Raw genomic sequence first — 21,756 nt, forward strand, 5'->3', positions numbered from 1 at the left:
TTGTTTAGTGGTGGCAGCTATGGCCTTCATGGTCATGGTCGCAAGCATTGCCGGCATCGGTAAGTTCACCGCGCAGATAGAGGGCGGCAAGATTTTCCGGTGTGTCTGAAGGTGCGCCGCACAGGACTTTTATACCGCGTTGGCGGAAAATGGCCTGGGCTGCTTCGCCCATACCGCCGACCAAAATATCAGTGCAGCCTTGGTCTGCCACCCAGTTGGGGATGATGCCGGGGGCATGGGGAGGCGGGTTTAAGGTTTCGTGATTCGTAATTTTGCCGTTAGATACAGTTATGATGGCAAATTGTTCGCAATGGCCAAAATGGGCGCAAAGTTTTCCGCCGGCTAGGGGAATGGCAATTTTCATAGTTGAGTCAACACCTTTCTGTTTATTGGGACGTTGATGAATTATACGATCTACAATACGCTGCATTTCTTCTTTGGTATGACTGGCTAGACTGTCCATGGTCTGACCGGCATCGCCGGCGGTCACTACACCAGGGTCGATCGGCAGTCGTCCCAAAAAAGAAATACCCCAGTCGGAGGCGGTTTTTTCGCCGCCGCCGCTTTTGAATATGGCATGCAAACTGCCGCAACCGGGACATACAAAACCGCTCATATTCTCAATGATGCCCAAAATCGGCATATTAACTCTTTGACAAAATTGAATGGATTTTCGTACATCCGCCAAGGCAATTTCTTGCGGAGTGGTTACTATGACAGCCTGACAGCCGGTAACTGTCTGGGCTACAGTCAGCGGCTCATCGCCGGTTCCGGGCGGACTGTCAATAATGAGATAATCCAGCGGTCCCCAATTTACATCCGCCAGAAACTGACGAATGATACCGATTTTTACCGGGCCACGCCAGATGAGGGGATCATCAGGATATTCCAGTAGTCCTTGAATGGACAATACTTTCAGATTCTCGGTATAGAGGTAAGGCTGAATCTGATTATTCACCGTATTCATTCTTAGGCCGGTGAGCCCTAAAAGTCCGGCGATGCTTGGACCATGCACATCTACGTCCAGCAGGCCGACTTTATAGCCCTGTTTGCTCAGAAATACAGCCAGGTTTGTGGCGACCGTGCTTTTGCCGACGCCGCCCTTACCACTCATAACAACTAATTTGTGATCTACATTTTCCAGAAACCGGTTGATTTTTTGGCTTTGTAGTTCAAATTCTTGATCAGATGAGTTGCATGACATGCTAAAATCCATCTCCTTACTTATTCTACTTATTTATATCCAGAGCATTTGGTGCGGCAATAGGACTCAACTTACCATCCAGAAAGGCTGCCAGGACATCTTCTACAGTACCGCGGGTATCGTTGGACGAATACATTTCGACTTTTCCGGCCGTAAGCACTTTATAGGCTTTAGGGCCGACATAGCCGGTAATGAGTATGCCGGCGCCTGCCTTTGCCAGGGTTTGGGCCGACTGAATGCCGGCGCCGTGGGCTGCCTCCAGGTTTTGCGTATTGGGGAAACTTTCCCAGGCGCCATTTTCCTGATCATACACCATGAAATAAGCAGCCCGGCCAAAGCGGGAGTCGACTGCAGCCTGACGGACATCGCCGTGAGACGTGATGGCAATTTTCATAGAGTGTTTTCCTCGCTTCCCTTTTTGATACCAAAAGAATTTATTTTGCGAAAGATCCGGCTGATGATAGAGTCGATAGGGTTAATATCTAATAACTTCGAAAGATTGTACCATAACTCTAAAATTTTTTCCTGTACTTCGGAATTATTTGTGTCCATTACTGTTTTTTCAGCTTGCAAAGCTGTATTGAAAACATCGCTGTAAGGAATGTTCCCGACTACCGGTACTTTTTTTTTGCTGCACCAGGCGATGAGAGTATGAGTATTTAGAGAATTTAGGGTGGATTTATTTATGCATACGGCCATTGGTAATTGAAAATGCCGGATCAGTTCCCACAGACGTTGTAAATCATGCATGCTGGCCAAAGTGGGTTCGACAACTGCCAACACTAAACTGGCACCTGACAGAGCGGCGATGGCCGGGCAGCCAATGCCGGGCGGTCCGTCGGTGATAATGAGTGGCAAGTGATGAGCTATTGCGATCTTCTTTGCTTCTTGCCGCACCTTACTGACCAATTTACCCGAGTTTTCCACCGACATACCCGGTTCAGCGTGGATTAACCGGCCCAAGCGGGTATCAGAGACAAACCATTGGCCGGCTTTCTTATCATGCATGGCAATGGCATGTTCCGGGCAGTTAAAGGCGCATACGCCGCAGCCCTCGCAATGTAAAGGAGTAGTAATAATACCGGCGGTGATGGCTCCGAAGCGGCATAAACCGGTACATTTGCCGCAGTGAGTACAGTTCTGTGCGTCGACATGGGGTTCAAAACCGGCTGTGAATGGATGGATTTCCCGGATGACAGCGCTGCTGATTAAATGAAAGTTAGCGGCATCAACATCACAGTCAGCCAGGACCTTTTGCGGCGCCAGAAAAGCGAGAGCGGCGCTAATGCTGGTTTTGCCGGTACCGCCTTTGCCGCTGACAATAACTAATTCTTTCATGCTCCCATATTCCTTTCCTTCACCAGTTGCTGCCAGATGGCAGCGGCAATAGCCTGAAATTCGTCGGGTATCATGCCGGCAGCATACTGTTGGGCCAAAGAAAGACTGTGGGGGATTTTGGCCAATACCGGTATTTGACGGTTATGACACAAAGCTTCGATGCTTTCATCGCCGGCGGCTGTATCGCTTTTATTAATAACCACGCCTGCCGGTAGCTGAAGCAGGCGGGTAATGTTCATAGCTAATTCCAGGTCATGTCCGCCGAAAGGCGTTGGCTCCGTAACCAGTATGCAAAAGTCGCTGTCGATGATAGCATTGACCATGGAGCAGGCGGTACCGGGCGGACAGTCCAGCAGGATATCACCGGCGAGAAGGAATGCTTTGGACTTGACTGCCTTTATCAACGGTACGGCGCTGGGAACGCCAACGTGCAGTGCGCCACTGACGAGATGAACGTTCGGCAGTGGCGTGGCTACTCCGGCGGTGATGGTGCCAATGCGTTTTTTGTCTTCGAAAATTGCGCCACTTGGACAGGCAAGCAAACATCCGCCACAGCTGTGGCACAATTCGTCAAACAACAAAGCTTTACCACCGGCAACCGCAATGGCGTTAAACAGGCAGACTGCCGAGCAAGCGCCGCATCCGTTGCAGCGGTCGCTGTCAATGTGCGGGACCATGATGGCAACATCCTGTCCGGGAGTTTGCCATTCCGGTTTGAGAAACAAATGACAGTTCGGTTCTTCCACGTCACAGTCAATCAAGGTAATATGAGGGTGAGCGGCAGCGAGCAGTAGGGCCAGTGTCGTTTTACCAGTTCCGCCCTTGCCGCTGGCAATGCTGATAAGCATGGCTTTCTCCTTATGAATAAAAAATAGGCTCTTCACCCTGTAAAGGTAAAGGTGAAATGGGTTAAGTCCGTTCCTGTTTATGCGGCGAAGAGCCGGCAGCCTGCCGATTACTCAACCTTACGGTTTTTACTTGCTAAGTTGCGCAGGTTAGCTGCTTGTTCTTCCAGACGGGCTGCTTGTTCTTTAAGTACTTCCGGGTTGGTAGCAGTATTGCCGGCCAATCCGAAACAACGACCGAACCCACGCCCAAAACCGCCTCTCATGCCGCGAACAAAGCCGGAGAAAATGCCCATGCCCCGGCAATTGCCACACATTTGATCCATAGATCCGGTACCCCAAGGTCCGGTTCCATCTCCTCTAGGCATAGTATTCACCCCCTTTCAGACAATTATGAAATATATATCATAATCGAAATAAAAAAAATTATATATCCGCTAAATGAATCCTGCACACCTCTTGCGATTAAGAGATATATTTCATAATCAATATATAATACATTAAGAAAAATGTCAAGGAAGGAAGTGGATTTATTATATAAAATGCGGGGTATCTGTATGCAAGGTATAATTCCACAGTTTTGCAGCAACATAGGTTCGGTTGCAGATGAAAATCACTTTGGTATTTTCCCCATACGCTTCCTCTCCTTTATACTGCTCTTTATTTCGCATTCCTGTTAAACTGCAAGGCTTGCTTGGGACAACGCTCGACACAGCGGTCACATTTGAGGCAATCACTATGGCTAAAGCCTTCGGTACTGCCTTTTGCCGTATAAGGCGCTAGTTGCATCGGGCAGGCTTTCGTACAAAGCTTGCAATTGATACAGGAATTTTCCACTATTAACGGAAATGATTTTTTTCGCTGGCTAATCCAGCTAGCCAGTGTTCCCATCGGGCAAAAAGAACACCAAGCCCGCTGGTGATAAACCAGCCCTAAAACAACACCCACTATAGTCGTAATCAAAATGATCTGCACAAACACCCTGCCCACGGCTGCCCAATCTTCCCAGGCATAAACCATTTGCACTGTAAAGACAGAGATAATGAATAAAACCATAAACGCGCGAAAGGCGGTATGGGAAAAGGGCGCGGGAATTTTCCGTTTTGGCGATAGCTTGGCCAGAACATGATCGTAGAAGCTGCCCCGCGGGCAGTAATTGCCGCACCAGTACCGTCCCCGAAACGGGGCAACGGCAACAGGCGCAATCATACAAGTCAAAGCAATGATGCCGATTGCAGGGTAAACCAGCCCGACGCCTAAAAAGGCTAATAAAATCCAAAATAAATAAGGCCGAATACGTTTTCTCATAAAAGTTCCTCCTTTTTATTGCCCCCCCCGGTAGGGATGGGATAATATCATTATAAATCATAGTAATCCGGTGAGCAATAGGTGATCGACCACAAACTAAAAAAGACGTATCAACGTCCCTTTTGAGGAAATAGCTCACAAACGCTATCGTCAAATCGTATATCTTCTATACTCCATTTCACAAACCAGGACCGCCCGCTAAAGCGGGCGGTCCTGGTTTGACCGCTCTATTTTCTGCCCTAATCGAAGCTCGTACTTTATTTGACCAAGCCAGACTTCTTAAACGGATTGATTCTTGCTTGAAAGTAGTTCAGAGGAGTTTTTGCAGCAGCGCTTCCAGAAATTAATAAAGATTTACGGTTGATTCAAATGTTCTAAGTTCCAAAGCACAGTTTAACGAGCAGCCACCTTATTTTTTTCAAAAACTGGTTTGATAAGAAATACTGTAGTTAATTCCTGGCATTGGAAAGTCTTTGGTTTGCTGATAATCTACGTCAAACAGATTATTGATCGCTAAAGCGACCGTCTTATCATTTCTGGTATACGCCAACCCCAGGTTAAAGAGCATGTAGCCTTTGGTTTCAGCACTGGCTACCGTTTGGATTCTTTGCCCGTCCAAGGATGCCTGAAACCCTTTTTGATTATTGTACCGAAACCCCAGATTGATCGTCTCTTGCGGTATAGTGGTCAATTCACTCCCGGTAATATCTAGCCGGTCTCCTGTCTTACTGGCATGCTGGTGGGTATAGTTGAACACCAATCCCAACGTTTGGGAAAACTGATAATCGGTGGCCAGTTCCACGCCCTTCACTTTAGCATTGCCTATGTTGTAAGTCGGTGGCCCGGAATTAATACCAGAACCCATGTAAGTAGTAACATAATTATCAATGTCATTCAAAAATCCTGTGATTTTAACACCAAAATTGGGGGGAAATTGTTTTTTCCAGCCTAATTCATAAGCCATACCCGTTTCCGGCTCTAATTGGCCAATAATATTCTGCCAATCTGCAAGCGTCCAACTCAGGCCATTATAAGTTTTATATTTTGTATAGTTAGAATTGGCTACATTGCTCGGGTCGTAATTCATTTGCCAACGAACATAGTCCGACACAGTCGGCGCCCGGAATACCCTGCTGGCACTGGCATAAACGGCTTCCCTCGGATTCACCTGATACGTTATATTGACCTTAGGGCTTAGCTGCGAAGCATCGGTAAATTCCTTGCCGCTTCTTCTGTCCTCCGATTGATACTGATCATAACGCAGGCCTAATCCCACCAAAGTCTTTTTATTTACCTGCCAGTTATCCTGAAGAAAATAACCATTCAATTCCGCTGCCAAAGAGTTGTTGGAACTGCTGCTGGCTACATCGAATCTCAAATTACGGTAATCCAGGCCTGTAGTCAGGCTGTGATTGCCGATTCGCCTGTTTTTTTGCCAGCTATAGCCGCTGTTGTCCGTCTTGATCTCCGGTGTATCCACACTGCCTGTATACCGCAGCCAGTCGTTTCTGGTCTGCTTATTTTGGTAAACGCTCAATTTCCAGTCATGATCGTAATAGTTTAAAGAGTAATTTTTTGTATTGAATTCACGATAACTGCCGTCCAGATATTGAGAACCAGATTTTGCTGTTGAAGTAGGAGCCACCGGCACTTCGGGGTAGCCGGGGTCCCAGCCGTTTTCATTATTGACAGACCGGTTATTACCGACCAGTATGCCTTCTTTGCGGTAACTGTCAGTCAAAGCGAAAGACACCTTCTTTTTCTCAGAGAAATTATAGGTCATATTTAAATTAATATCATCACTGTTTAAGAAATTGTTGCGGTAATACCCATCATCTTCCCGTCTGTTAGCGTTGATCGTCCAGGAGAATTTGCCGTCGTCGGTAGTACCCTGATTAGTAAAGGAATATTTTTCGTTATGATAGCTGCCATAGCTATACTTTAGAAAGCTTTTGTTCTCTCCCGGCTTGTCGACTGTCACAATATTGATAATCCCGCCCCAAGTCCCGCCGTAAATAGCTGAACTGGCGCCTCGGATAATCTCGATTTTTTTGACATTACTGACCGGCAGGGAGTCCCATTCCAAAGCCCGTCCCCGGTACAGTCCTCCTTGATTTTCAATAACATTTCCATTAATAGCAACCAACAGTCTTTCATTGGTCATTCCTCTTATAGCAACCGAAGTCCCTGATTGGGGATCTTTAGTGACCACTATACCCGGAACATCCTGAAGCAAATCGGTAACACTGTTAATTTGTCCGGCATCAATTTTATCTTTCACGTTCAAAGAGGTGACTTTCGTCGTTTCTCCCTCGCCCACGATTCTGCTATCTGTCACCACAATGGTTTCCAGTGTAAAATCTTCGGGCGCGCTGTCTTCCGCATAAACTGCCGGAGCAAAATTCAGCAACGCAATCAGGGTCAAACCCAAAGACGCCTTGTTCATCCCTTATCATCCCCGACCATAGTCAGCAGAGCAGTCAAGGCATACTTTTTTTCCCTGACGGCCTCGTAGGCTTTAAAACCGATCGCCAATCCCGGGCACTCATGCCCGTGGAATTGCACACATTTGTCCCCTTGCTGTTTGTCTTGTTTGTCCATAATACCCTCTCCTCCTCCTCAACTTCGGAAACGTCCCATCTTTCCGCCGCCAGGGGATGTAGCCGTGTTCCCCCCGTTCCAGTAGACTGTCGAAAATCATTGCATCTTAAAAATACCGGGCCCTGCGGATAGTGACTGTACGGCGTGGAATACCCGGCATCGCCGCCGGCTAGGCTTATGGTCAGATGGTTCGTCCCACCGGAAGCCGTAGGCTTTTTTCTGCGCCTTGTTTATCGACTTTATCCGGCACTCCCTCCGCATATCAGCTTACTTTCCAGCCAATCCAGGCAATTTTAGCCTGCACCTTTTCCCTGATCATTCCCACAACCGCCTTCTTATGGAGATACTCCGCGATTTGGTTTTCCCTGTTAACGTCAGTGCAATTTTTGCTTTTCAACTGACGGCTATATATCTCCACCGCTTTTTCAACCGGCCACAGATGTTCGAACTCAGCGTCATGATAGGTGATTTCCGGATAGTAGCCTGATAACCAAAGAATATTGACGGTATAATATAGATTTTTACCCCACCGGTGCTCCGGAGCACTGCCATAGATTGCCCGGTGCAGTTCATCCCGCAATTCATCGCTTCGCTGCACAAAGCTGCTCATGAAGCAGCTGCCCCTGCTTGCCTCGCACATTTTCAGCAGGGCATCGCTGCTGTTGATACCGGGACACATAGAGGCAAAAACCAGATCGAACTTTTTGCTCCAGCCTTGTTCTTCGAGGCACAAGGATTCCCATGCCATCAACTTAAAACAAGTGTTGTCCCTATTTTCTTCGGCAGCATTTTCCCTGGCATACTGAATCATCTTGGGCGAAATATCAATGCCAACTACCCGCTTTGCCTGTGCGGCAAATGCAAGGGAATACTTTCCCGGGCCACAGCCGATATCAAGGATTTCGCCATGAGCGGGCAACATATCCCGGGAAACTAAAAATTCAATAACTTTTTCCCGCCGTTTGCTATCTTCGCTTTGATTACTCCGGTTGTTAAAGTCATCTGCCCGCAAATCCCATAATTTTTGCAATTCCCCAGAGTCTGTCAAGTCGCTTTGCCAAAGTTTTGCAAAATTATTAATTTCCATTTTTAACCTCCAGACTTATTTTTGTTTTTTTTCCCAAAAATAAAAACCACAAAGTTCAGCCTCATCATGAGACACCCTTCATGGTTTTGTCTTCATCGTATAAAGTTGTATTGCTGCGGATTATGAATCACAGTCTAATCATACGGCCTGCCTTCGCAACGGCACAGGTGATCTTCAGATCACCTCTATTGCTTTATATTTTAAACAAATTGTTTTTTCCTGTCAATAATTCTATTAAACATAATTCTATAAAACTTAGCAACCTGCCCCTAATTCTCTCGTTCGGCTATCACTGCATACATCTCGGCATTCACGGCCATCTGCTGGATATTGGTAAATCCACACTGACGTAACAAGGCAGCCACATCGCCATTATCCAATCTATGCTCCAGGGGCGGTCCCATCATGCTGTGCTGCTTGTTCCACTCAATAATGACTACCCGTCCTGCTGGCTCAAGTATTCTTGCCGTTTCCCGGAAAAAAGCCGAAAGGTCTTCCGCTTCATGCGCAACTAGGCAGGCAAAAGCATACTGCACCGTTTGGTCGGCCAGCATAAAATCATTCTCCTTTACCTGCAGGAGTTCCACGTTCGTCAAGCGGTTTTCTCTGACCTTGCTTTTTGTCTCTTCAATCATTGCCGCCATAATGTCCAGGGCGTAAATTTTGCCCTGGCTGCCGACAATTTGGGCGGCCGGCAAGGTGAAATAGCCGATGCCGCAACCGATATCGGCCATAGAATCGCCGGCTTTGAGGCCCAGACGACGTAGTGTTTCTGCCGGCGGCAGGAGCCTTCGCCGCTGCGGGTTGTCCAGCTTATGCCTACTTTCCGGGTTAAATTTATGAACCATATAATCCTCATCCTCTCACTATCGGTTTCACTCACTGCAGTTATGGCCAAAAATACCATGCCGCTCTAACGCTAGGCACCCCACGACTGTACAATCTCATTAATCCGGGATGCAAACGGTGCTGCGGCGAAAAGCCTGTATCGTTTTTTTAAATCACTTCTTCTATTGTGATGGCTAATAAGACTCATTATGAAGAATAATTTTACACCGTAGGCTCATCCGTTGTATGCTATTGGCGATGCATCACAAGGAGGAATGTTGTGAATAACGTATTGGGTCACAAGTTTCATGTCACAAATAAGCTGGCCGCCTTGGTAGCCGTCGGGACCGGCATATGCGGCGCAGCCGCCATTGGCGGAGTAGCACCGCTCATTCGCGCCAAAGAGGAAGATGTCTCGGTGACGATTATCGCCATACTGGGGACGATATTTACGGTAGCTTATACGGCGCTATTGCCCTTACTAGGTTTGTTTGTCCCCGTATGAATTTGGCATTTTTTCCGGCGCAACCTTGCATGAATTGGCCCATGTCATTGCGGCGGCAGCACCAGATGGTCAAACCAGCAGTGATATTGCCATTGTAGTAAAATTAGGCCGGGTTGCTTTTTTAGCACCGGTAGCCATCATATTCGGCTGGGTATATGCCAGGCAGGGTCAACAGGCTATTGCGCTAACCCGCCTGCCTATACCCTGGTTTATCTTCGGTTTTCTAATCATGGCCGGCTGTAATACTTATCAACTTTTTCCCGGCAATTTGGTTGTGTTTCTGAGTAGCGCCAGCATTTTTCTCCTAACTATGGCCATGGGGATGAATGTAAAGTTATCGGAACTCAAGCGTGCCGGTTACACCCCGGCAGTCATCGGCTTCATTGGGTCGATTCTGCTCAGTATTTTCGGTCGTTTACTCATTTGGCTGTTGCACATTTAGCTTACTTAACGCAAAAGCAAGAAATGTTTCCACTGTATATGTGCGGAATTTATCTTTATGATACACCAGCGAAAATGGGCGGGTTATTTCGCCTTCTGTCAATTGGACCGCTTGGAGTGCGCAATGATTGAATTCCAGACTGACGGCCCGGCGGGACACAACGGAAATGCCCAGCCCGGCTTTTACCGCTTCTTTGATAGCCTGGGTACTTCCCAGTTCCATAACTATATGTAAAGCAGACGGCTCACAGTCATGTGCCCGCAAAAACTCCTCAAATACCCGGCGAGTGCCGGAAGTCGGCTCACGCATCACCCACTTTTCTTGCATCAGTTTTACCAGCTTGGTGGCCGGCTCCGGTTGTGCCATCGCCCCGGCAGCGATCACAACTAGGCTGTCACCACCGCAGGGTTGGCAAATCAAGTGATCAGACGGCAAAAATGGCCCTTCAACAAAGCCTACATTAAGAATCCCGTCACGAACTTTCTCAACCACTTCTTCCGTGTTACAGACTTCCATGGCAATATCCACCCTGGGATACTGCTGCTGAAACGCAACCAAAATTTCCGGCAAGACATATTCGCCGATTGTCAGGCTAGCCCCCAGATGCAGCCTGCCGGAAATATCGCCGGCAAATTCCTGCAGCATCCTTTCTGCTTCTTGATACAACCGGTCAATATGCACCGCGTAAGGATATAATGCCTCTCCCGCTGGTGTCGCATGAATCCGCCGGTAAAACCGGTCAAATAATTTAACATCATAAAAATCTTCAAGATGTTGAATTTGCTGACTGACTGCTGATTGTGTCATATGTAGAACTTCGGCCGCTTTGGAAAAACTATTCTGTTCCACAATAGTTTTAAATATCTTCAACTGTACATCAAGCATTTGTTTACCATCCTTATCCCTGTTAAAAACACTGACATCAGCAATATTGCGGCGGTACGTTTTACACTTGCCTCTGCAATTTGTTGTGTTGCAATACAAATATTTCCAGGAGAAATGTCATGTTTCTATCACTATTATTCCTATTAGGCCTTAGCGTCGGCACAATCGGCACATTAATCGGCGTTGGCGGTGGGTTCATTCTGGTACCCGTATTTTTGCTGCTCCTGCACTACTCGCCGCAGCACGCGGCCGGCACTTCGCTGGCAATCGTCTTTTTTAATGCCTTGTCCGGCACGGTCGCTTATGTCAAACAGAAAAAAGTATATTATGACGCAGCCATCCGGTTTAGTCTGGCGACTCTGCCGGGAGCTATACTGGGCAGTTACCTGGCGCACTATTTTAGCAGCCGCAGTTTTTATATCAGCTTTGGCATGTTACTGGTGATGATTGCTTTCTTACTCTATCTGCGCTCCACAACTGAGGCAGAGCCTGTCGATGATCAGGCTCTCTTTCCCTACAACCGCTTTCTCGGAATATCGTTTAGTGTGCTGGTCGGCTTTCTATCCAGTACCTTCGGCATCGGCGGCGGCATTATTCATGTCCCCGTCATGATTGCCCTGCTTGGCTTCCCCACACATACGGCCACTGCCACTTCCCACTTCGTGCTGGCAGTTTCCGCCTTATTCGGCGTTGTTACTCATTATTTGTTAGGCAGTATCCTGCTTGTTCCAGCACTGCTCATTGGCAGCGGCGCAGTGCTGGGCGCACAACTTGGCGCCTATATCGCACCGAAAACAAAATCCCGGTCAATTACATTCCTGCTGTGTTTATTTCTGTTTGTCCTAGGCTTTCGTATGATATTGGGCATGCAACAATAAATATGACAAATTACTCTTGACAATCATAACTGCCCGGTCAGCCTTTTTCACACGAAAATGGCCAGGCCGCAACACCGCCTTCCATAACCTTGACATTTTCAAAGCCTGCACCTTCCAAAATTCCTTCTGCCTCATAGCCCCGCAGACTGATTTTACAAAACGCCACGATTTCATCGTCTTTGTTCAATTCCGTTAACCGGCTACGCAATTGCCCTAACGGGATATATTTAATATTCGGGCAGCCAGCCAGACGGATTTGCTTACATTCGTCCGGAGTGCGCACATCAAGAAAAACCGTTTGTTCCGCTGTCATTTTTTCCTTGGCCGCAAGCGAAGAAATACCTTTTAGCTTGCCGGCCAGTTTATTCATGACCGCATTGGCCGCCACCGCCACATTGTCAATCGGCGAATTATAAGGCGGCGCATAGGATAGATCGATATCAAACAAATCATCAATAGTACCGCCGAGAGTCAGCACTGCTGCCACCACATCCACGCGTTTGGCTACTTCTCCTTCACCGACGGCCTGCATCCCGAGAACTTTACCCGTTTTAGCCTCGGCAATTAGCTTTATAGTAATTAGCTTGGCGCCGGGCATATAGTGAATCTTATCCGGACCGGCAACCATGGCGGTAATATACTCATAACCAAGCTGCTTGGCGTCCTGTTCGCTCAGCCCGGTCTTTCCCACAGTAAGGCCGTGTAATTTCACAACTACCGTATTGAGTATCCCTTTAAATTTGGCATGTCCGCCGCACAGATTTTCCCCGATGACCCGGCCGTGCTTATTGGCCGTAGATCCCATAGGGGCAAACACTTTTTGCCCCGAGATTATATTGACGTTTTCCACACAGTCGCCGCCAGCAAAAATATCCGGGTCACTGGTACGCATTTCGTCATCCACCACAATGGCTCCGGTTGCCCCGACTGTCAGGCCTGCGTCCTCAGCCAGTTTTGCATTGGGATGCGCTCCCATTGCCAGCACAACAAGATCTGCAGGAATGGTGCGTTTATCCGTTTCAACTGCGGTTACGTCTGTCTCGCCAATAAACCGTTCGACTTTTTCGCCGGTCAACAGCTTGATGCCTTTTTCTGCTGCATACTTGGCGGCTATTCCCGCTATTTCCGGGTCAAGAAAGGCCGGGAATAGCTGCTCCTTCATTTCTACTACAGTCACTTCCAGCTGCCTTTTCGTCAACGCCTCGGCCATTTCCATACCTACCAGGCCGGCGCCGATGATTACAGCCCGCTTGAACGTTCCCTTCCCTAGTCCTTGCTGGATGGCCCGTGCATCATCAGGGTGCCAAAGCGTATAAATATTCCCCAGTTCCACCCCCGCTAGCCGCGGTTTGATGGCCGAAGCCCCCGTGGCGATGACCAGTTGATCATACGGTATGCTATCCGTTTCGCCGGTAGCAAGCTTTTTCACTTTTACTGTTTTCGCTTGCCGGTCAATTACGGTGGCTTCCGTTTGCGTCAATACAACAATGTCCTTCACATTTTTGAAGTATCCCGGGCCGCGCACAATCCCTACCGGCGTCTTCATTAAATCTTCGATGTCATGCACGTCGCCGCCCACGTAATAAGGCAGGCCGCAGGCGCCGTAAGAAATGATTTCACCTCTTTCCAGCACGGTAATGCCAGCCTCAGGGTCGCACCTGCGCGCCTTTGCGGCAGCTTTCAGCCCAGCCGCCACGCCACCAATCACCACGATTTTTTTCACAATGATCCCTCCTATCATTTCTATATATGTCGCATCAAAGAATTGAAATCCGGGGTATTAAAATGCGCTAAGGTTAAGCGACAGCGTCGAAGCGTTCCTAAATACCCGGATATAATTTCAATTCTTTAATGCGTTCATATAAATTTTTATAAAGTAGACTTAGCTTCAGGTGGAGTTTTAACCCCATCTGAAGGTTAGTCGCCCTTATCCAGGGACTTATCCGCTCTTAACTTAAGGGTTATCTTCACTTTCTTACCATGGTAAGCATCATTTTAGTTAAATTCTCAATTCGCTGACGCACTTTGTCATCGACGATGCGGGCTTCCTCTAGGCATGCGTCTGCATAATTTTCAAGAATATGAGCACTTAATTTGTTCACTGCGCCCGTGACAGCGCTTAGTTGAACAAGAATCTCCTCACAATTCTTGTTTTCCTCCACCATTCTCTCAATACCGGCAACATGCCCCTTAATCGTACCTAATCGTTGCTGCACACTTTTTTTTAATTCTTCCTTCGTCATTTTATTATACCCCTTAGTCCCTCCCGTAGGGGGAGGGTTTTATTATTAATATAACCGAGTATTTGCCTAAAATCAATCCCTACCATAAAATAAGCTTCAACTCCCTCGGTACAATTTTACTGCAGAAGCAGGTGTCCAATTTTTAAATTTGCGTAATGCGATCCGCCCCGTAAAGAAAGAGTCCAAATAAAAAACGGCATAAGCCGCCTGCAGGCGAAACCCTCGTTCCGCACCGGCTCATACCGTATTATCCTCATTATCCCTCAGTTTCCTAATCTCCCATATGGACAAGCATAAACACACATACCGCATACTGCCAGCCGATCTGCGCCTTTAAGTTCCTCAAAATACTTTTCGCACTTTGACACATCCAGTCGTAGAAAACGAGATTCATGCTCAAAAAAATTCCTTCCTTTAATAGCTTGAGCAGGGCAGGCTTTAACACACTGGTTGCATGTGCCGCATCGACTTTCCATAATGGTTTGATTTTCTTCCAAAAGCCAATTCACTATTTTTATCTGCAATATTATCCAAATAGTTTACATGTTATGATAATCTTAATCAATACCTTTATGTATAAGTAATATTTTGGTTGAAAGCCTGGTGAAGAAAATGAAAATAGACAGGTTGCTCGGGATAGTAATGTACCTGTTAAACCGGGACGTAGTCAGTTCGCGAATTTTAGCGGAAAAATTCGAGGTCTCCCATCGGACAATACAGCGTGATATTGAAGCCCTAAACCTTGCCGGAATTCCTGTCCTGTCAATAAAAGGTTCTCATGGCGGGTATGGAATAGTTGAAGGCTTTAAAATGGACAAGCAAATAACCAACACAGACGATTATCTGTTTATTATTACGGCTCTTAAAGGGTTATGTTCCGCCTATGACAGCAAAAGACTTAACACTACCCTGGAAAAGCTGCTGTCTTTATCATCACCGCAGCAGGGTCTAAAGCAAAAGGTATATCTTGACTTTAGTGTCTTGCGGGAAAATAGCGATATTAATAACTGGGTAAAGCTTGTTGAAAAAGCAATTGATACCGGAAGGGCAGTTGAATTTGCTTACACAAATGCGGACCATCACACATCTCATCGCTTGGCTGAACCGCTTGCACTGACCTACAAGTGGTATACATGGTATATGTTCGGGTATTGTTGTAAAAAGAAAGCTTATCGATTATTCCGTCTTTCAAGAATAGGCAACCTATGCATTACAGATAACCCTTTTTCAGTCGAACACAGAAATGCTGAGGAGTTAATGGCCGAACAAGAGAGACGAGACAACCGCAGTTATATTGACATAAAACTACTCTGCAAAAAAGAGAGCAGAGTTATGGCTGTTGAACATTTCCCTGTCAGCCATATGAGTGAACTTGGAAATGGCGATATTGTCATTGAAATAAGAGTTCCTGAGAATGAAAGAATGTGGTTTGCTTCTCTTATGAGCTTTGGCGACAAAATAACGGTTCTTGAACCGGACGGACTTATTGCCCGGCTTAATGAAAAAGCGCAGGAAATAATAAATTTGTACAAAAAATGATGACATACAGTTGTCCGGTATCCTCCCGTATAATTAAGCTGTATTTTGCAAGGGAGGATTGATTATGATTAAAAGAATGCCAACCAGTTACGGTGACGTCACATTACCCGCCTGTGTCGTAGCCGGAGACTACATCTTTCTTTCATGCCATGCCGGCGGGCATGAATCAGCTGATATTATATACCAAATGGAGGCCAGCTTTGACAGTTTGGGAAAATCATTGGAATCTGCAGGGGCTTCCTTTGATGATATTGTCCAAATCAATTTATATCTGAAAAATATCGAAGATTTCAGAACGGCAAGAGATGTGTTCTATAAGTATTTCAAAAACGGATTTCCTGCCAGAATGACGACTACGACAGATTTTGTATCTCCGCCATGTCTTTGTATGCTTGATGCAATTGCATATAAACAGCAAAATACTTAAAACAACTGCCAGGATTAAACCAAGGCCTCAAAACCCTACTCCCCTATCCTCCATATGGACAAGCATAAACACACATACCGCATACTGCCAGCCGATCTGCGCCTTTAAGTTCTTCAAAATACTTTTCGCACTTTGACACATCCAGTCGTAGAGAACGAGATTCATGCTCAAAAAAATTCCTGCCTTTAATAGCTTGAACAGGGCAGGCTTTAACACACTGGTTGCATGTGCCGCATCGACTTTCCATAATGGTTTGATTCTCTGCTAAAGGAGCATCTGTTAAAACAGTAGTCCACCTTATTCCCGGTCCATGAGTCGGGTTAATCAACAAGCAATTCTTGCCTATCCATCCGAAGCCGGCCAAACGGGCAGTTATTTTATGGGAAATAGAAGCACATATTCTGTCACTGTCAATCCGTTCTGCTGCCGGAACCGGCATCACGCGGTGGCCGTTTTTCTGAATGACGGAACTGACAATTGAGGCAAAACTGTCAAGCCGGGTATTAATGACAGTATACGCATGGGTTTCATATTGAAGAGTGTTTTCGTATGTATTTCTATCTTCCAATAGCTTAATTATACTTTTTGGCAAGACAATTCCTATAGATAATGCCCGGGAAAAATCACTTGCTATTAAACCTCCCGTACTCTCAATTTCCTTTTTGAATGCTGCGATTCCCGCCACGCCGATAAAATCTATGCCATGTATATCTCCCAACTGCTGTATTCTCTCCAAGAGATCCATAGTTTCCCCCTTCAAACATGTTTCCCCTTTATTGGCTCATATTAAGCAATCCCATAATATTACCGCCTAACACCATCTCGGTTACTTTATCATTCGGACTTATTACTTCAACCATTTTTCTTGCAAGTAATGGGTTGCCGTAAGGAGCGTCCGAACTGAAAAGGGTCCGGTCCGGCAATTCGCTTATTGCCAGTCTTGGAGCTATCGTTGTAAAAACGGCAGACAAGTCAAGGTACAAATTTTTTTGTTCCCTGGCAATTTTTATTGTATCCAGCCAGTTTACTCCTCCCATGTGTCCAAGTATTACCGGAATGCCGGAAAATTTCGCTGTCAGAGCCGCAATATCCTTTATATCAGCCAAGGTTAAGGGATGAAAAGTGTGTATCCAAACAGGCATTGCCCTGAATTCCAGTAATGCTTTAAAGACGGTTTCAAGCAATCCCACATTACCGGTACCGAATGTAAACTCACCAATCCCGGAAAAGCCGTTGGCTATAATATTCTTTTCCATCCATTCACAGGTTTCCTCATAGGATAAAGATAGCGGCACCAGGCCGAAACCTAAAAACTTGTCCGGGTGTTTCTGTATAGTATCATACAGTTCCGATGCGGCATGGCGAATATTCCTCATTCGTTCTTCCAATGTGCATTTGCCTGACAAAATATTAAACAGAAGTTTTATTTCCTTCTCAAAGCCTGCTAAATCGTTGGCTTTTTCAGGGTGGGGCGTTGTTGAAAACAGTATGGTTTTGTCTACGCCGGCTTCCTCCATCATTAATATCTGATTTTCTGTTGGCAATATCACATGAGCATGGCTGTCAATTATCATATAAACCATCCTTTCTTAGACTGCAGACTGCACTGTTAATTTTCTAATGAAAGAATAGCATGAATTGTAATGCAGTTAAAGAACGCACAAAATTGAAACATAGTGTAATACATGATACTATAATAAAAAAACAAGGAGCCCGGTATGGCAAAATCAGAAAATTTAACAGCAGAATGCCCAATGGATATTGCTATCAATATATTAAGCGGGAAATGGAAAATAGCTATTCTTTGGCATTTAACAAAAGGAATAGTCAGGTTTAACGAATTGGAAAGATTACTTCGTAATATTACACACAAGACATTAACACTTCAATTGAGAGAACTGGAAAAAGACGGTATGATTTACAGAAAAGTTTATGCGGAAGTTCCGCCGAGAGTTGAATATGGGCTTACTAAACTGGGTGAAAGTATGAAACCTATACTTACTTCAATGTGCGAATGGGGAAAAACTTATCAAAAGACATATAGCTCAAAGCCGGATTAGCGCCGGTAATGACATTAGTCACAAAGCAAGAATAACCGGGCGTCAAACCCGGTTTTCTTATATCCTGATTTATTCTTTTTTGGTTACCTTAATTCTAACACTACCACCTGCAGTTCCTTCGGCAGTGTCGATTTATCCAGCTTTAGCACCGCTTGTTTTTCAACTTTAGAATAGAAATGAAGAAATTCGTCTACTGTTGCAATAGGATATTTCAGTCTGTCATCCAACTTGTAATGCATGGGCAAAACCACCGCCGGTTTTAGTTGTTGCACTGTTTCATATGCTTGCCGGGCATCAATAGTATAGAAGCCGCCTACCGGCGTCAGCAATACATCCACCGGTCCGATCTCCGCCACTTGCTCCGGAGTCAATGGATGACCCAGATCACCCAAATGGCAGATATTAAGTTCATCCAGGGAAATCACAAAAATTGTGTTATTTCCCCGTTTTGCCCCCTGCTCCGCGTCATGATAGGTGGCAATCCCCCTGATTTCAATTCCTGCCGCCAGATGTTTACCGGCGCCTTCCACTATGATCGGCTTTCCCGGCAAAAGACCGGTGGCATTGTGGTCACCGTGCTGGTGACTTACTGTTACCGCATCCACCTCAACATTGGGTAGCGGGTAACCGACTTTCTCATCAAAAGGATCGGTTAGCACCTTTACCCCTTTGTCGCCGTGCAGCAAAAAACTGGCATGCCCTTTCCATTCCAATTGCATAAAATTCCTGCCTCCTGTTTTTGAAGGCCAAGGAAAAATGCCATTTGCATCATCCTTGGCCTTCATTTTTTCTTTGATCAGCCATAATATCAACTTACCCTAAATTTTACAATATGATAATACGTTTAGCAACTACAAAGCATTATCCAAATCTGCAATCAAATCCTTAACATCCTCAATCCCGACCGATAATCTTACCAGATTATCATAGATGCCATTTTGCTCTCTAACTTCTTTAGGAATAGAGGCATGAGTCATAATTGCCGGCGCTTCTACCAGACTTTCTACGCCGCCCAGGCTTTCGGCCAGAGCAAATAATCGGGTTTTTTCCAGGAATTTTTGCGTCTCCGCCGCGCCGCCTTTTAAGTAAAACGACACCATGCCGCCAAAATCATTCATCTGGCTCTTGGCGATTTCATGATAAGGATTGGTTGGCAGGCCAGGATAAATTACTTTTTCCACTTTTGGATGCTGCTCAAGAAATTGGGCAATTTTTTTTGCGTTTTTGCAATGGGCATCCATCCTTACTGCCAATGTTTTTAAGCCCCGCAACAGTAAAAAAGAATCAAAAGGCGAGAGTACGGAACCAATGGCATTCTGCAAAAATTTTATTTTTTGCGTTAATTCATTATTATTTTTTGTAACAATCAAGCCGCCAATAATGTCGGAATGTCCGTTCAAATATTTGGTCGCGGAATGAATGACGATGTCAAAGCCAAAGTTTAAGGGTTTTTGCAGGTAAGATGAGGCAAATGTATTGTCGCAAACACTTATTATATTGTATTTTGCTGCAATTGAAGCCACTTTTTTTAAATCAATAATTTTGAGCAATGGATTGGTTGGCGTTTCAACCCAAATCATCCTGGTATTTGTTTTTACAGCTTTTTCCACAGCTTCGGGCTCCGTCATATCCACATAAGATATTTCCAGGTTATGCGTATCTTTTTTTACTTTTTCAAACAGACGGAAAGTTCCCCCATAAAGATCATTAGTGGCAACGATATGTGAATCCCTCGCCAAAGTATCAATGATTACCGATTCAGCGGCCAGTCCGGAAGAAAACGCGAATCCCGCCGTTCCTTCTTCCAGTGAAGCGATGCACTCTTCCAAAGCCGCCCGCGTGGGATTTCCGCTGCGCGAATATTCGTATCCTCTATGTATTCCCGGACTTTCCTGCACAAAGGTTGACGTAGCGTAAATGGGTGTTATGATTGCGCCGGTAGCGCTGTCAGGTTCTTGCCCGCTGTGGATGGCTCTTGTCGAAAATTCATATTTACCCATATTGACCTCTCTTATTTTAGCTTTCGCCGCAAATAATTCAGATAATCCATTTTGGTGATTAAACCATAGAATCGATCATTTTGCTTGACGATTACCAAAAAACCTTGCTTTAAGATAGATACAACCTTGCTCAATTCATCGTTAACGGAGACAGAAATGACATTCTGTGACATATAACCGGCAATTGGTTGTCTTAAAATGGTCTCATCGCCGTTTTCAACAGCCGTTAATATATCCCACTCGTCAATAATCCCTATGACATCGTCCTCGTTTACCACTGGAATTTGCGATATTTCAAACATACGCATTTTGGCATGGGCATTCAATAGTGTATCGTTTGATTTTACGGTAATTATGCTCCGTTCCGAGTATTTCCGCGTTATCAGATCCTCAAGGTTGCCCTGTTGTTCTTTGAGAATAAACCCCTGGTCTGTCATCCAAAAATCGTTAAACAATTTAGTCAAATATTTATTGCCGCTGTCGCATACAAAGGTAACGATGTTTTTCGGTTCCCTTTGTTCCTGAGCATATTTAACAGCAGCGCTGATGAGCGTTCCACTGGATGAACCCGCAAGGATGCCTTCCCGCCGCAATAATGTCCGGGCAGTGACAAAACTTTCCTCATCGCTTATCGAATAGGCTTTTTTGAGCAGCGTCACATCAAATTGCGCCGGTATAAAATCTTCACCGATTCCTTCGACAAACCAGCTGCCGGCTTTCGGTATTGCCCGATGATTCACATAAGCGGCTAAGATTGATCCTTCCGGATCAGCCAGAATGATCTCCAAGTCCGGTTTTACATTCTTAAAATAGTTTGTCAGTCCTTTTAACGTTCCCGCCGAACCGACACCGACCACAATGGCATCCGCACCATGGCCTGTTTGCTCCCAGATTTCCGGCGCCGTCGTCAATTCATGGGCCAGCGGATTGGCTGGATTATTGAACTGGTTGATAAAAAACGAATCCGGAATTACTTCAGACAACCGTTGGGCATAATCCTGATAATATTCCGGATGGCCTTTTTCCACATCGGATCTGGTAATGATGACTTCGGCGCCAAGGGCTTTTAAGTGATTAACTTTTTCCGTACTCATTTTATCAGGAATGACCAAAATCAATTTGTAGCCTTTGGTTATGGCGGCAAGAGCCAGGCCAAGCCCGGTATTTCCGGCTGTTGCCTCAATCAAGGTATACCCCGGCTTAACTTTGCCTTCTTTTTCCGCCTGCTCTATCATGAATAAGCCAATTCTGTCTTTAATCGAACCGCCGGGGTTTTGACATTCCAATTTTAAAAACAAGCGGCACACACCTACATCGAAGCACGTTACCTCAACCAGGGGAGTATTCCCTATCAAATCAATGGTCCTTTTGATACTATTCGGTATTTTCCGGTTATTCCCTGCTGTTAAAGCCATACTTCACCCCCGAAAATCCAGTTTTTCTGTATATGCCGCATTAAAAATCGACATCCGGGTATTAGGATAAGCTGAGGTTAAGCGACAGCGTCGAAGCGTTCCTAATACCCGGATATCATTTCAATTTATTAATGCGTTCCCTATATTTTAT

The 21,756-nt window shown here is 45.7% G+C and carries 25 protein-coding genes; 6 read left to right on the plus strand and 19 right to left on the minus strand.

Annotated features, from left to right (window positions below):
- Positions 1-4: 4 nt before the first annotated feature.
- The 10 genes from MAMMFC1_RS01390 to MAMMFC1_RS01435 all read right to left on the minus strand — a co-directional run bounded on the left by MAMMFC1_RS01390 (position 5) and on the right by MAMMFC1_RS01435 (position 9,231).
- Entirely contained in the window at positions 5-1,204 is a 1,200-nt protein-coding gene (locus MAMMFC1_RS01390; RefSeq protein ID WP_126305805.1) for an iron-sulfur cluster carrier protein MrpORP, read from the minus strand.
- A gap of 25 nt (positions 1,205-1,229) precedes the next feature.
- A complete protein-coding gene (locus tag MAMMFC1_RS01395; RefSeq protein ID WP_126305807.1) occupies positions 1,230-1,598 on the minus strand; it encodes a NifB/NifX family molybdenum-iron cluster-binding protein in 369 nt (122 codons plus the stop codon).
- Positions 1,595-2,542 carry an ATP-binding protein gene (locus tag MAMMFC1_RS01400; RefSeq protein WP_126305809.1) on the minus strand — a complete coding sequence of 316 codons (948 nt, stop codon included), beginning with the start codon at positions 2,540-2,542 and terminating at the stop codon, positions 1,595-1,597. Before MAMMFC1_RS01400 ends, MAMMFC1_RS01395 begins: the two co-directional genes overlap by 4 nt.
- Positions 2,539-3,390 carry a nucleotide-binding protein gene (locus tag MAMMFC1_RS01405; protein WP_126305811.1) on the minus strand — a complete coding sequence of 284 codons (852 nt, stop codon included), beginning with the start codon at positions 3,388-3,390 and terminating at the stop codon, positions 2,539-2,541. Before MAMMFC1_RS01405 ends, MAMMFC1_RS01400 begins: the two co-directional genes overlap by 4 nt.
- A gap of 107 nt (positions 3,391-3,497) precedes the next feature.
- Entirely contained in the window at positions 3,498-3,755 is a 258-nt protein-coding gene (locus MAMMFC1_RS01410; RefSeq protein WP_126305813.1) for a DUF5320 domain-containing protein, read from the minus strand.
- 292 nt (positions 3,756-4,047) lie between these two features.
- Positions 4,048-4,695, minus strand: a complete 648-nt coding sequence (locus tag MAMMFC1_RS01415; protein ID WP_126305815.1) for a 4Fe-4S binding protein — start codon at positions 4,693-4,695, stop codon at positions 4,048-4,050.
- Positions 4,696-5,113: 418 nt separating this feature from the next.
- On the minus strand, positions 5,114-7,141 hold the full coding sequence (locus tag MAMMFC1_RS01420) for a TonB-dependent receptor (RefSeq protein WP_126305817.1): 2,028 nt from the start codon (positions 7,139-7,141) through the stop codon (positions 5,114-5,116).
- Positions 7,138-7,296, minus strand: a complete 159-nt coding sequence (locus MAMMFC1_RS01425) for an FmdE family protein (RefSeq protein WP_197723888.1) — start codon at positions 7,294-7,296, stop codon at positions 7,138-7,140. Before MAMMFC1_RS01425 ends, MAMMFC1_RS01420 begins: the two co-directional genes overlap by 4 nt.
- Positions 7,297-7,558: 262 nt before the next feature.
- A complete protein-coding gene (locus tag MAMMFC1_RS01430) occupies positions 7,559-8,383 on the minus strand; it encodes a class I SAM-dependent methyltransferase (protein WP_126305819.1) in 825 nt (274 codons plus the stop codon).
- A 269-nt stretch (positions 8,384-8,652) separates the two neighbouring features.
- A complete protein-coding gene (locus MAMMFC1_RS01435) occupies positions 8,653-9,231 on the minus strand; it encodes a class I SAM-dependent methyltransferase (protein WP_126305821.1) in 579 nt (192 codons plus the stop codon).
- A 260-nt stretch (positions 9,232-9,491) separates the two neighbouring features.
- Between MAMMFC1_RS01435 and MAMMFC1_RS22555 the strand changes: the two genes are divergently transcribed.
- Both MAMMFC1_RS22555 and MAMMFC1_RS01445 read left to right on the plus strand, forming a co-directional pair.
- A complete protein-coding gene (locus tag MAMMFC1_RS22555; RefSeq protein ID WP_158618598.1) occupies positions 9,492-9,716 on the plus strand; it encodes a putative sulfate exporter family transporter in 225 nt (74 codons plus the stop codon).
- Entirely contained in the window at positions 9,703-10,158 is a 456-nt protein-coding gene (locus tag MAMMFC1_RS01445) for a YeiH family protein (protein ID WP_126305825.1), read from the plus strand. Before MAMMFC1_RS22555 ends, MAMMFC1_RS01445 begins: the two co-directional genes overlap by 14 nt.
- Here MAMMFC1_RS01445 and MAMMFC1_RS01450 read toward each other — a convergent pair.
- Positions 10,132-11,043 carry a LysR family transcriptional regulator gene (locus MAMMFC1_RS01450; RefSeq protein WP_126305827.1) on the minus strand — a complete coding sequence of 304 codons (912 nt, stop codon included), beginning with the start codon at positions 11,041-11,043 and terminating at the stop codon, positions 10,132-10,134. The genes MAMMFC1_RS01445 and MAMMFC1_RS01450 overlap by 27 nt on opposite strands.
- Before the next feature lie 119 nt (positions 11,044-11,162).
- Between MAMMFC1_RS01450 and MAMMFC1_RS01455 the strand changes: the two genes are divergently transcribed.
- Entirely contained in the window at positions 11,163-11,921 is a 759-nt protein-coding gene (locus MAMMFC1_RS01455) for a sulfite exporter TauE/SafE family protein (protein ID WP_126305829.1), read from the plus strand.
- Positions 11,922-11,958: 37 nt separating this feature from the next.
- On the opposite strand, the gene MAMMFC1_RS01460 is transcribed toward MAMMFC1_RS01455, so the two are convergent.
- From MAMMFC1_RS01460 to MAMMFC1_RS22810, 3 genes are all read right to left on the minus strand, one after another.
- Positions 11,959-13,644: an FAD-dependent oxidoreductase gene (locus MAMMFC1_RS01460; RefSeq protein ID WP_126305831.1), complete on the minus strand. Its 1,686-nt coding sequence runs from the start codon at positions 13,642-13,644 to the stop codon at positions 11,959-11,961.
- 244 nt (positions 13,645-13,888) lie between these two features.
- Positions 13,889-14,164, minus strand: coding sequence for a metal-sensitive transcriptional regulator (locus tag MAMMFC1_RS01465; protein WP_126305833.1), 276 nt, complete (start codon positions 14,162-14,164; stop codon positions 13,889-13,891).
- Between the two features lie 263 nt (positions 14,165-14,427).
- Positions 14,428-14,640 (minus strand): 4Fe-4S double cluster binding domain-containing protein, encoded by a 213-nt coding sequence (locus MAMMFC1_RS22810; protein ID WP_126310379.1) that lies wholly within the window; start codon positions 14,638-14,640, stop codon positions 14,428-14,430.
- A gap of 136 nt (positions 14,641-14,776) precedes the next feature.
- Between MAMMFC1_RS22810 and MAMMFC1_RS01475 the strand changes: the two genes are divergently transcribed.
- Positions 14,777-15,703 carry a helix-turn-helix transcriptional regulator gene (locus MAMMFC1_RS01475; protein WP_126305835.1) on the plus strand — a complete coding sequence of 309 codons (927 nt, stop codon included), beginning with the start codon at positions 14,777-14,779 and terminating at the stop codon, positions 15,701-15,703.
- Between the two features lie 64 nt (positions 15,704-15,767).
- The gene (locus MAMMFC1_RS01480; protein WP_126305837.1) at positions 15,768-16,130 is read left to right on the plus strand and encodes a RidA family protein; all 363 of its coding nucleotides are present in this window, start codon (positions 15,768-15,770) and stop codon (positions 16,128-16,130) included.
- A 43-nt stretch (positions 16,131-16,173) separates the two neighbouring features.
- Here the strand turns inward: MAMMFC1_RS01480 and MAMMFC1_RS01485 are convergent, their stop codons facing one another.
- Complete coding sequence (locus MAMMFC1_RS01485; RefSeq protein WP_126305839.1) at positions 16,174-16,875, minus strand: 4Fe-4S double cluster binding domain-containing protein; 702 nt, start codon at positions 16,873-16,875, stop codon at positions 16,174-16,176.
- 28 nt (positions 16,876-16,903) lie between these two features.
- Positions 16,904-17,704 carry an amidohydrolase family protein gene (locus tag MAMMFC1_RS01490; RefSeq protein WP_126305841.1) on the minus strand — a complete coding sequence of 267 codons (801 nt, stop codon included), beginning with the start codon at positions 17,702-17,704 and terminating at the stop codon, positions 16,904-16,906.
- Positions 17,705-17,848: 144 nt separating this feature from the next.
- Here MAMMFC1_RS01490 and MAMMFC1_RS01495 point away from each other — a divergent pair, with 144 nt between their 5' ends.
- A complete protein-coding gene (locus MAMMFC1_RS01495) occupies positions 17,849-18,190 on the plus strand; it encodes a winged helix-turn-helix transcriptional regulator (protein WP_126305843.1) in 342 nt (113 codons plus the stop codon).
- Positions 18,191-18,273: 83 nt separating this feature from the next.
- Here the strand turns inward: MAMMFC1_RS01495 and MAMMFC1_RS01500 are convergent, their stop codons facing one another.
- From MAMMFC1_RS01500 to MAMMFC1_RS01510, 3 genes are all read right to left on the minus strand, one after another.
- On the minus strand, positions 18,274-18,909 hold the full coding sequence (locus MAMMFC1_RS01500; protein WP_126305845.1) for an MBL fold metallo-hydrolase: 636 nt from the start codon (positions 18,907-18,909) through the stop codon (positions 18,274-18,276).
- 132 nt (positions 18,910-19,041) lie between these two features.
- Positions 19,042-20,190, minus strand: a complete 1,149-nt coding sequence (locus tag MAMMFC1_RS01505; RefSeq protein WP_126305847.1) for a cystathionine gamma-synthase — start codon at positions 20,188-20,190, stop codon at positions 19,042-19,044.
- Between the two features lie 11 nt (positions 20,191-20,201).
- Positions 20,202-21,605: a pyridoxal-phosphate dependent enzyme gene (locus MAMMFC1_RS01510; RefSeq protein ID WP_126305849.1), complete on the minus strand. Its 1,404-nt coding sequence runs from the start codon at positions 21,603-21,605 to the stop codon at positions 20,202-20,204.
- Between the last annotated feature and the right edge of the window lie 151 nt (positions 21,606-21,756).

This window comes from Methylomusa anaerophila, assembly GCF_003966895.1.
Lineage (GTDB): Bacteria > Bacillota > Negativicutes > Sporomusales > Sporomusaceae > Methylomusa > Methylomusa anaerophila.

Excerpts from the sequence above, each read along its gene's own strand:
- MAMMFC1_RS01390 (WP_126305805.1), bottom strand. The coding sequence starts at position 1,204 with ATGTCATGCAACTCATCTGATCAAGAATTTGAACTACAAAGCCAAAAA.
- MAMMFC1_RS01395 (WP_126305807.1), bottom strand. The coding sequence starts at position 1,598 with ATGAAAATTGCCATCACGTCTCACGGCGATGTCCGTCAGGCTGCAGTC.
- MAMMFC1_RS01400 (WP_126305809.1), bottom strand. The coding sequence starts at position 2,542 with ATGAAAGAATTAGTTATTGTCAGCGGCAAAGGCGGTACCGGCAAAACC.
- MAMMFC1_RS01405 (WP_126305811.1), bottom strand. The coding sequence starts at position 3,390 with ATGCTTATCAGCATTGCCAGCGGCAAGGGCGGAACTGGTAAAACGACA.
- MAMMFC1_RS01410 (WP_126305813.1), bottom strand. The coding sequence starts at position 3,755 with ATGCCTAGAGGAGATGGAACCGGACCTTGGGGTACCGGATCTATGGAT.
- MAMMFC1_RS01415 (WP_126305815.1), bottom strand. The coding sequence starts at position 4,695 with ATGAGAAAACGTATTCGGCCTTATTTATTTTGGATTTTATTAGCCTTT.
- MAMMFC1_RS01420 (WP_126305817.1), bottom strand. The coding sequence starts at position 7,141 with ATGAACAAGGCGTCTTTGGGTTTGACCCTGATTGCGTTGCTGAATTTT.
- MAMMFC1_RS01425 (WP_197723888.1), bottom strand. The coding sequence starts at position 7,296 with ATGGACAAACAAGACAAACAGCAAGGGGACAAATGTGTGCAATTCCAC.
- MAMMFC1_RS01430 (WP_126305819.1), bottom strand. The coding sequence starts at position 8,383 with ATGGAAATTAATAATTTTGCAAAACTTTGGCAAAGCGACTTGACAGAC.
- MAMMFC1_RS01435 (WP_126305821.1), bottom strand. The coding sequence starts at position 9,231 with ATGGTTCATAAATTTAACCCGGAAAGTAGGCATAAGCTGGACAACCCG.
- MAMMFC1_RS01450 (WP_126305827.1), bottom strand. The coding sequence starts at position 11,043 with ATGCTTGATGTACAGTTGAAGATATTTAAAACTATTGTGGAACAGAAT.
- MAMMFC1_RS01455 (WP_126305829.1), top strand. The coding sequence starts at position 11,163 with ATGTTTCTATCACTATTATTCCTATTAGGCCTTAGCGTCGGCACAATC.
- MAMMFC1_RS01465 (WP_126305833.1), bottom strand. The coding sequence starts at position 14,164 with ATGACGAAGGAAGAATTAAAAAAAAGTGTGCAGCAACGATTAGGTACG.
- MAMMFC1_RS22810 (WP_126310379.1), bottom strand. The coding sequence starts at position 14,640 with ATGGAAAGTCGATGCGGCACATGCAACCAGTGTGTTAAAGCCTGCCCT.
- MAMMFC1_RS01475 (WP_126305835.1), top strand. The coding sequence starts at position 14,777 with ATGAAAATAGACAGGTTGCTCGGGATAGTAATGTACCTGTTAAACCGG.
- MAMMFC1_RS01480 (WP_126305837.1), top strand. The coding sequence starts at position 15,768 with ATGATTAAAAGAATGCCAACCAGTTACGGTGACGTCACATTACCCGCC.
- MAMMFC1_RS01485 (WP_126305839.1), bottom strand. The coding sequence starts at position 16,875 with ATGGATCTCTTGGAGAGAATACAGCAGTTGGGAGATATACATGGCATA.
- MAMMFC1_RS01490 (WP_126305841.1), bottom strand. The coding sequence starts at position 17,704 with ATGATAATTGACAGCCATGCTCATGTGATATTGCCAACAGAAAATCAG.
- MAMMFC1_RS01495 (WP_126305843.1), top strand. The coding sequence starts at position 17,849 with ATGGCAAAATCAGAAAATTTAACAGCAGAATGCCCAATGGATATTGCT.
- MAMMFC1_RS01500 (WP_126305845.1), bottom strand. The coding sequence starts at position 18,909 with ATGCAATTGGAATGGAAAGGGCATGCCAGTTTTTTGCTGCACGGCGAC.
- MAMMFC1_RS01505 (WP_126305847.1), bottom strand. The coding sequence starts at position 20,190 with ATGGGTAAATATGAATTTTCGACAAGAGCCATCCACAGCGGGCAAGAA.
- MAMMFC1_RS01510 (WP_126305849.1), bottom strand. The coding sequence starts at position 21,605 with ATGGCTTTAACAGCAGGGAATAACCGGAAAATACCGAATAGTATCAAA.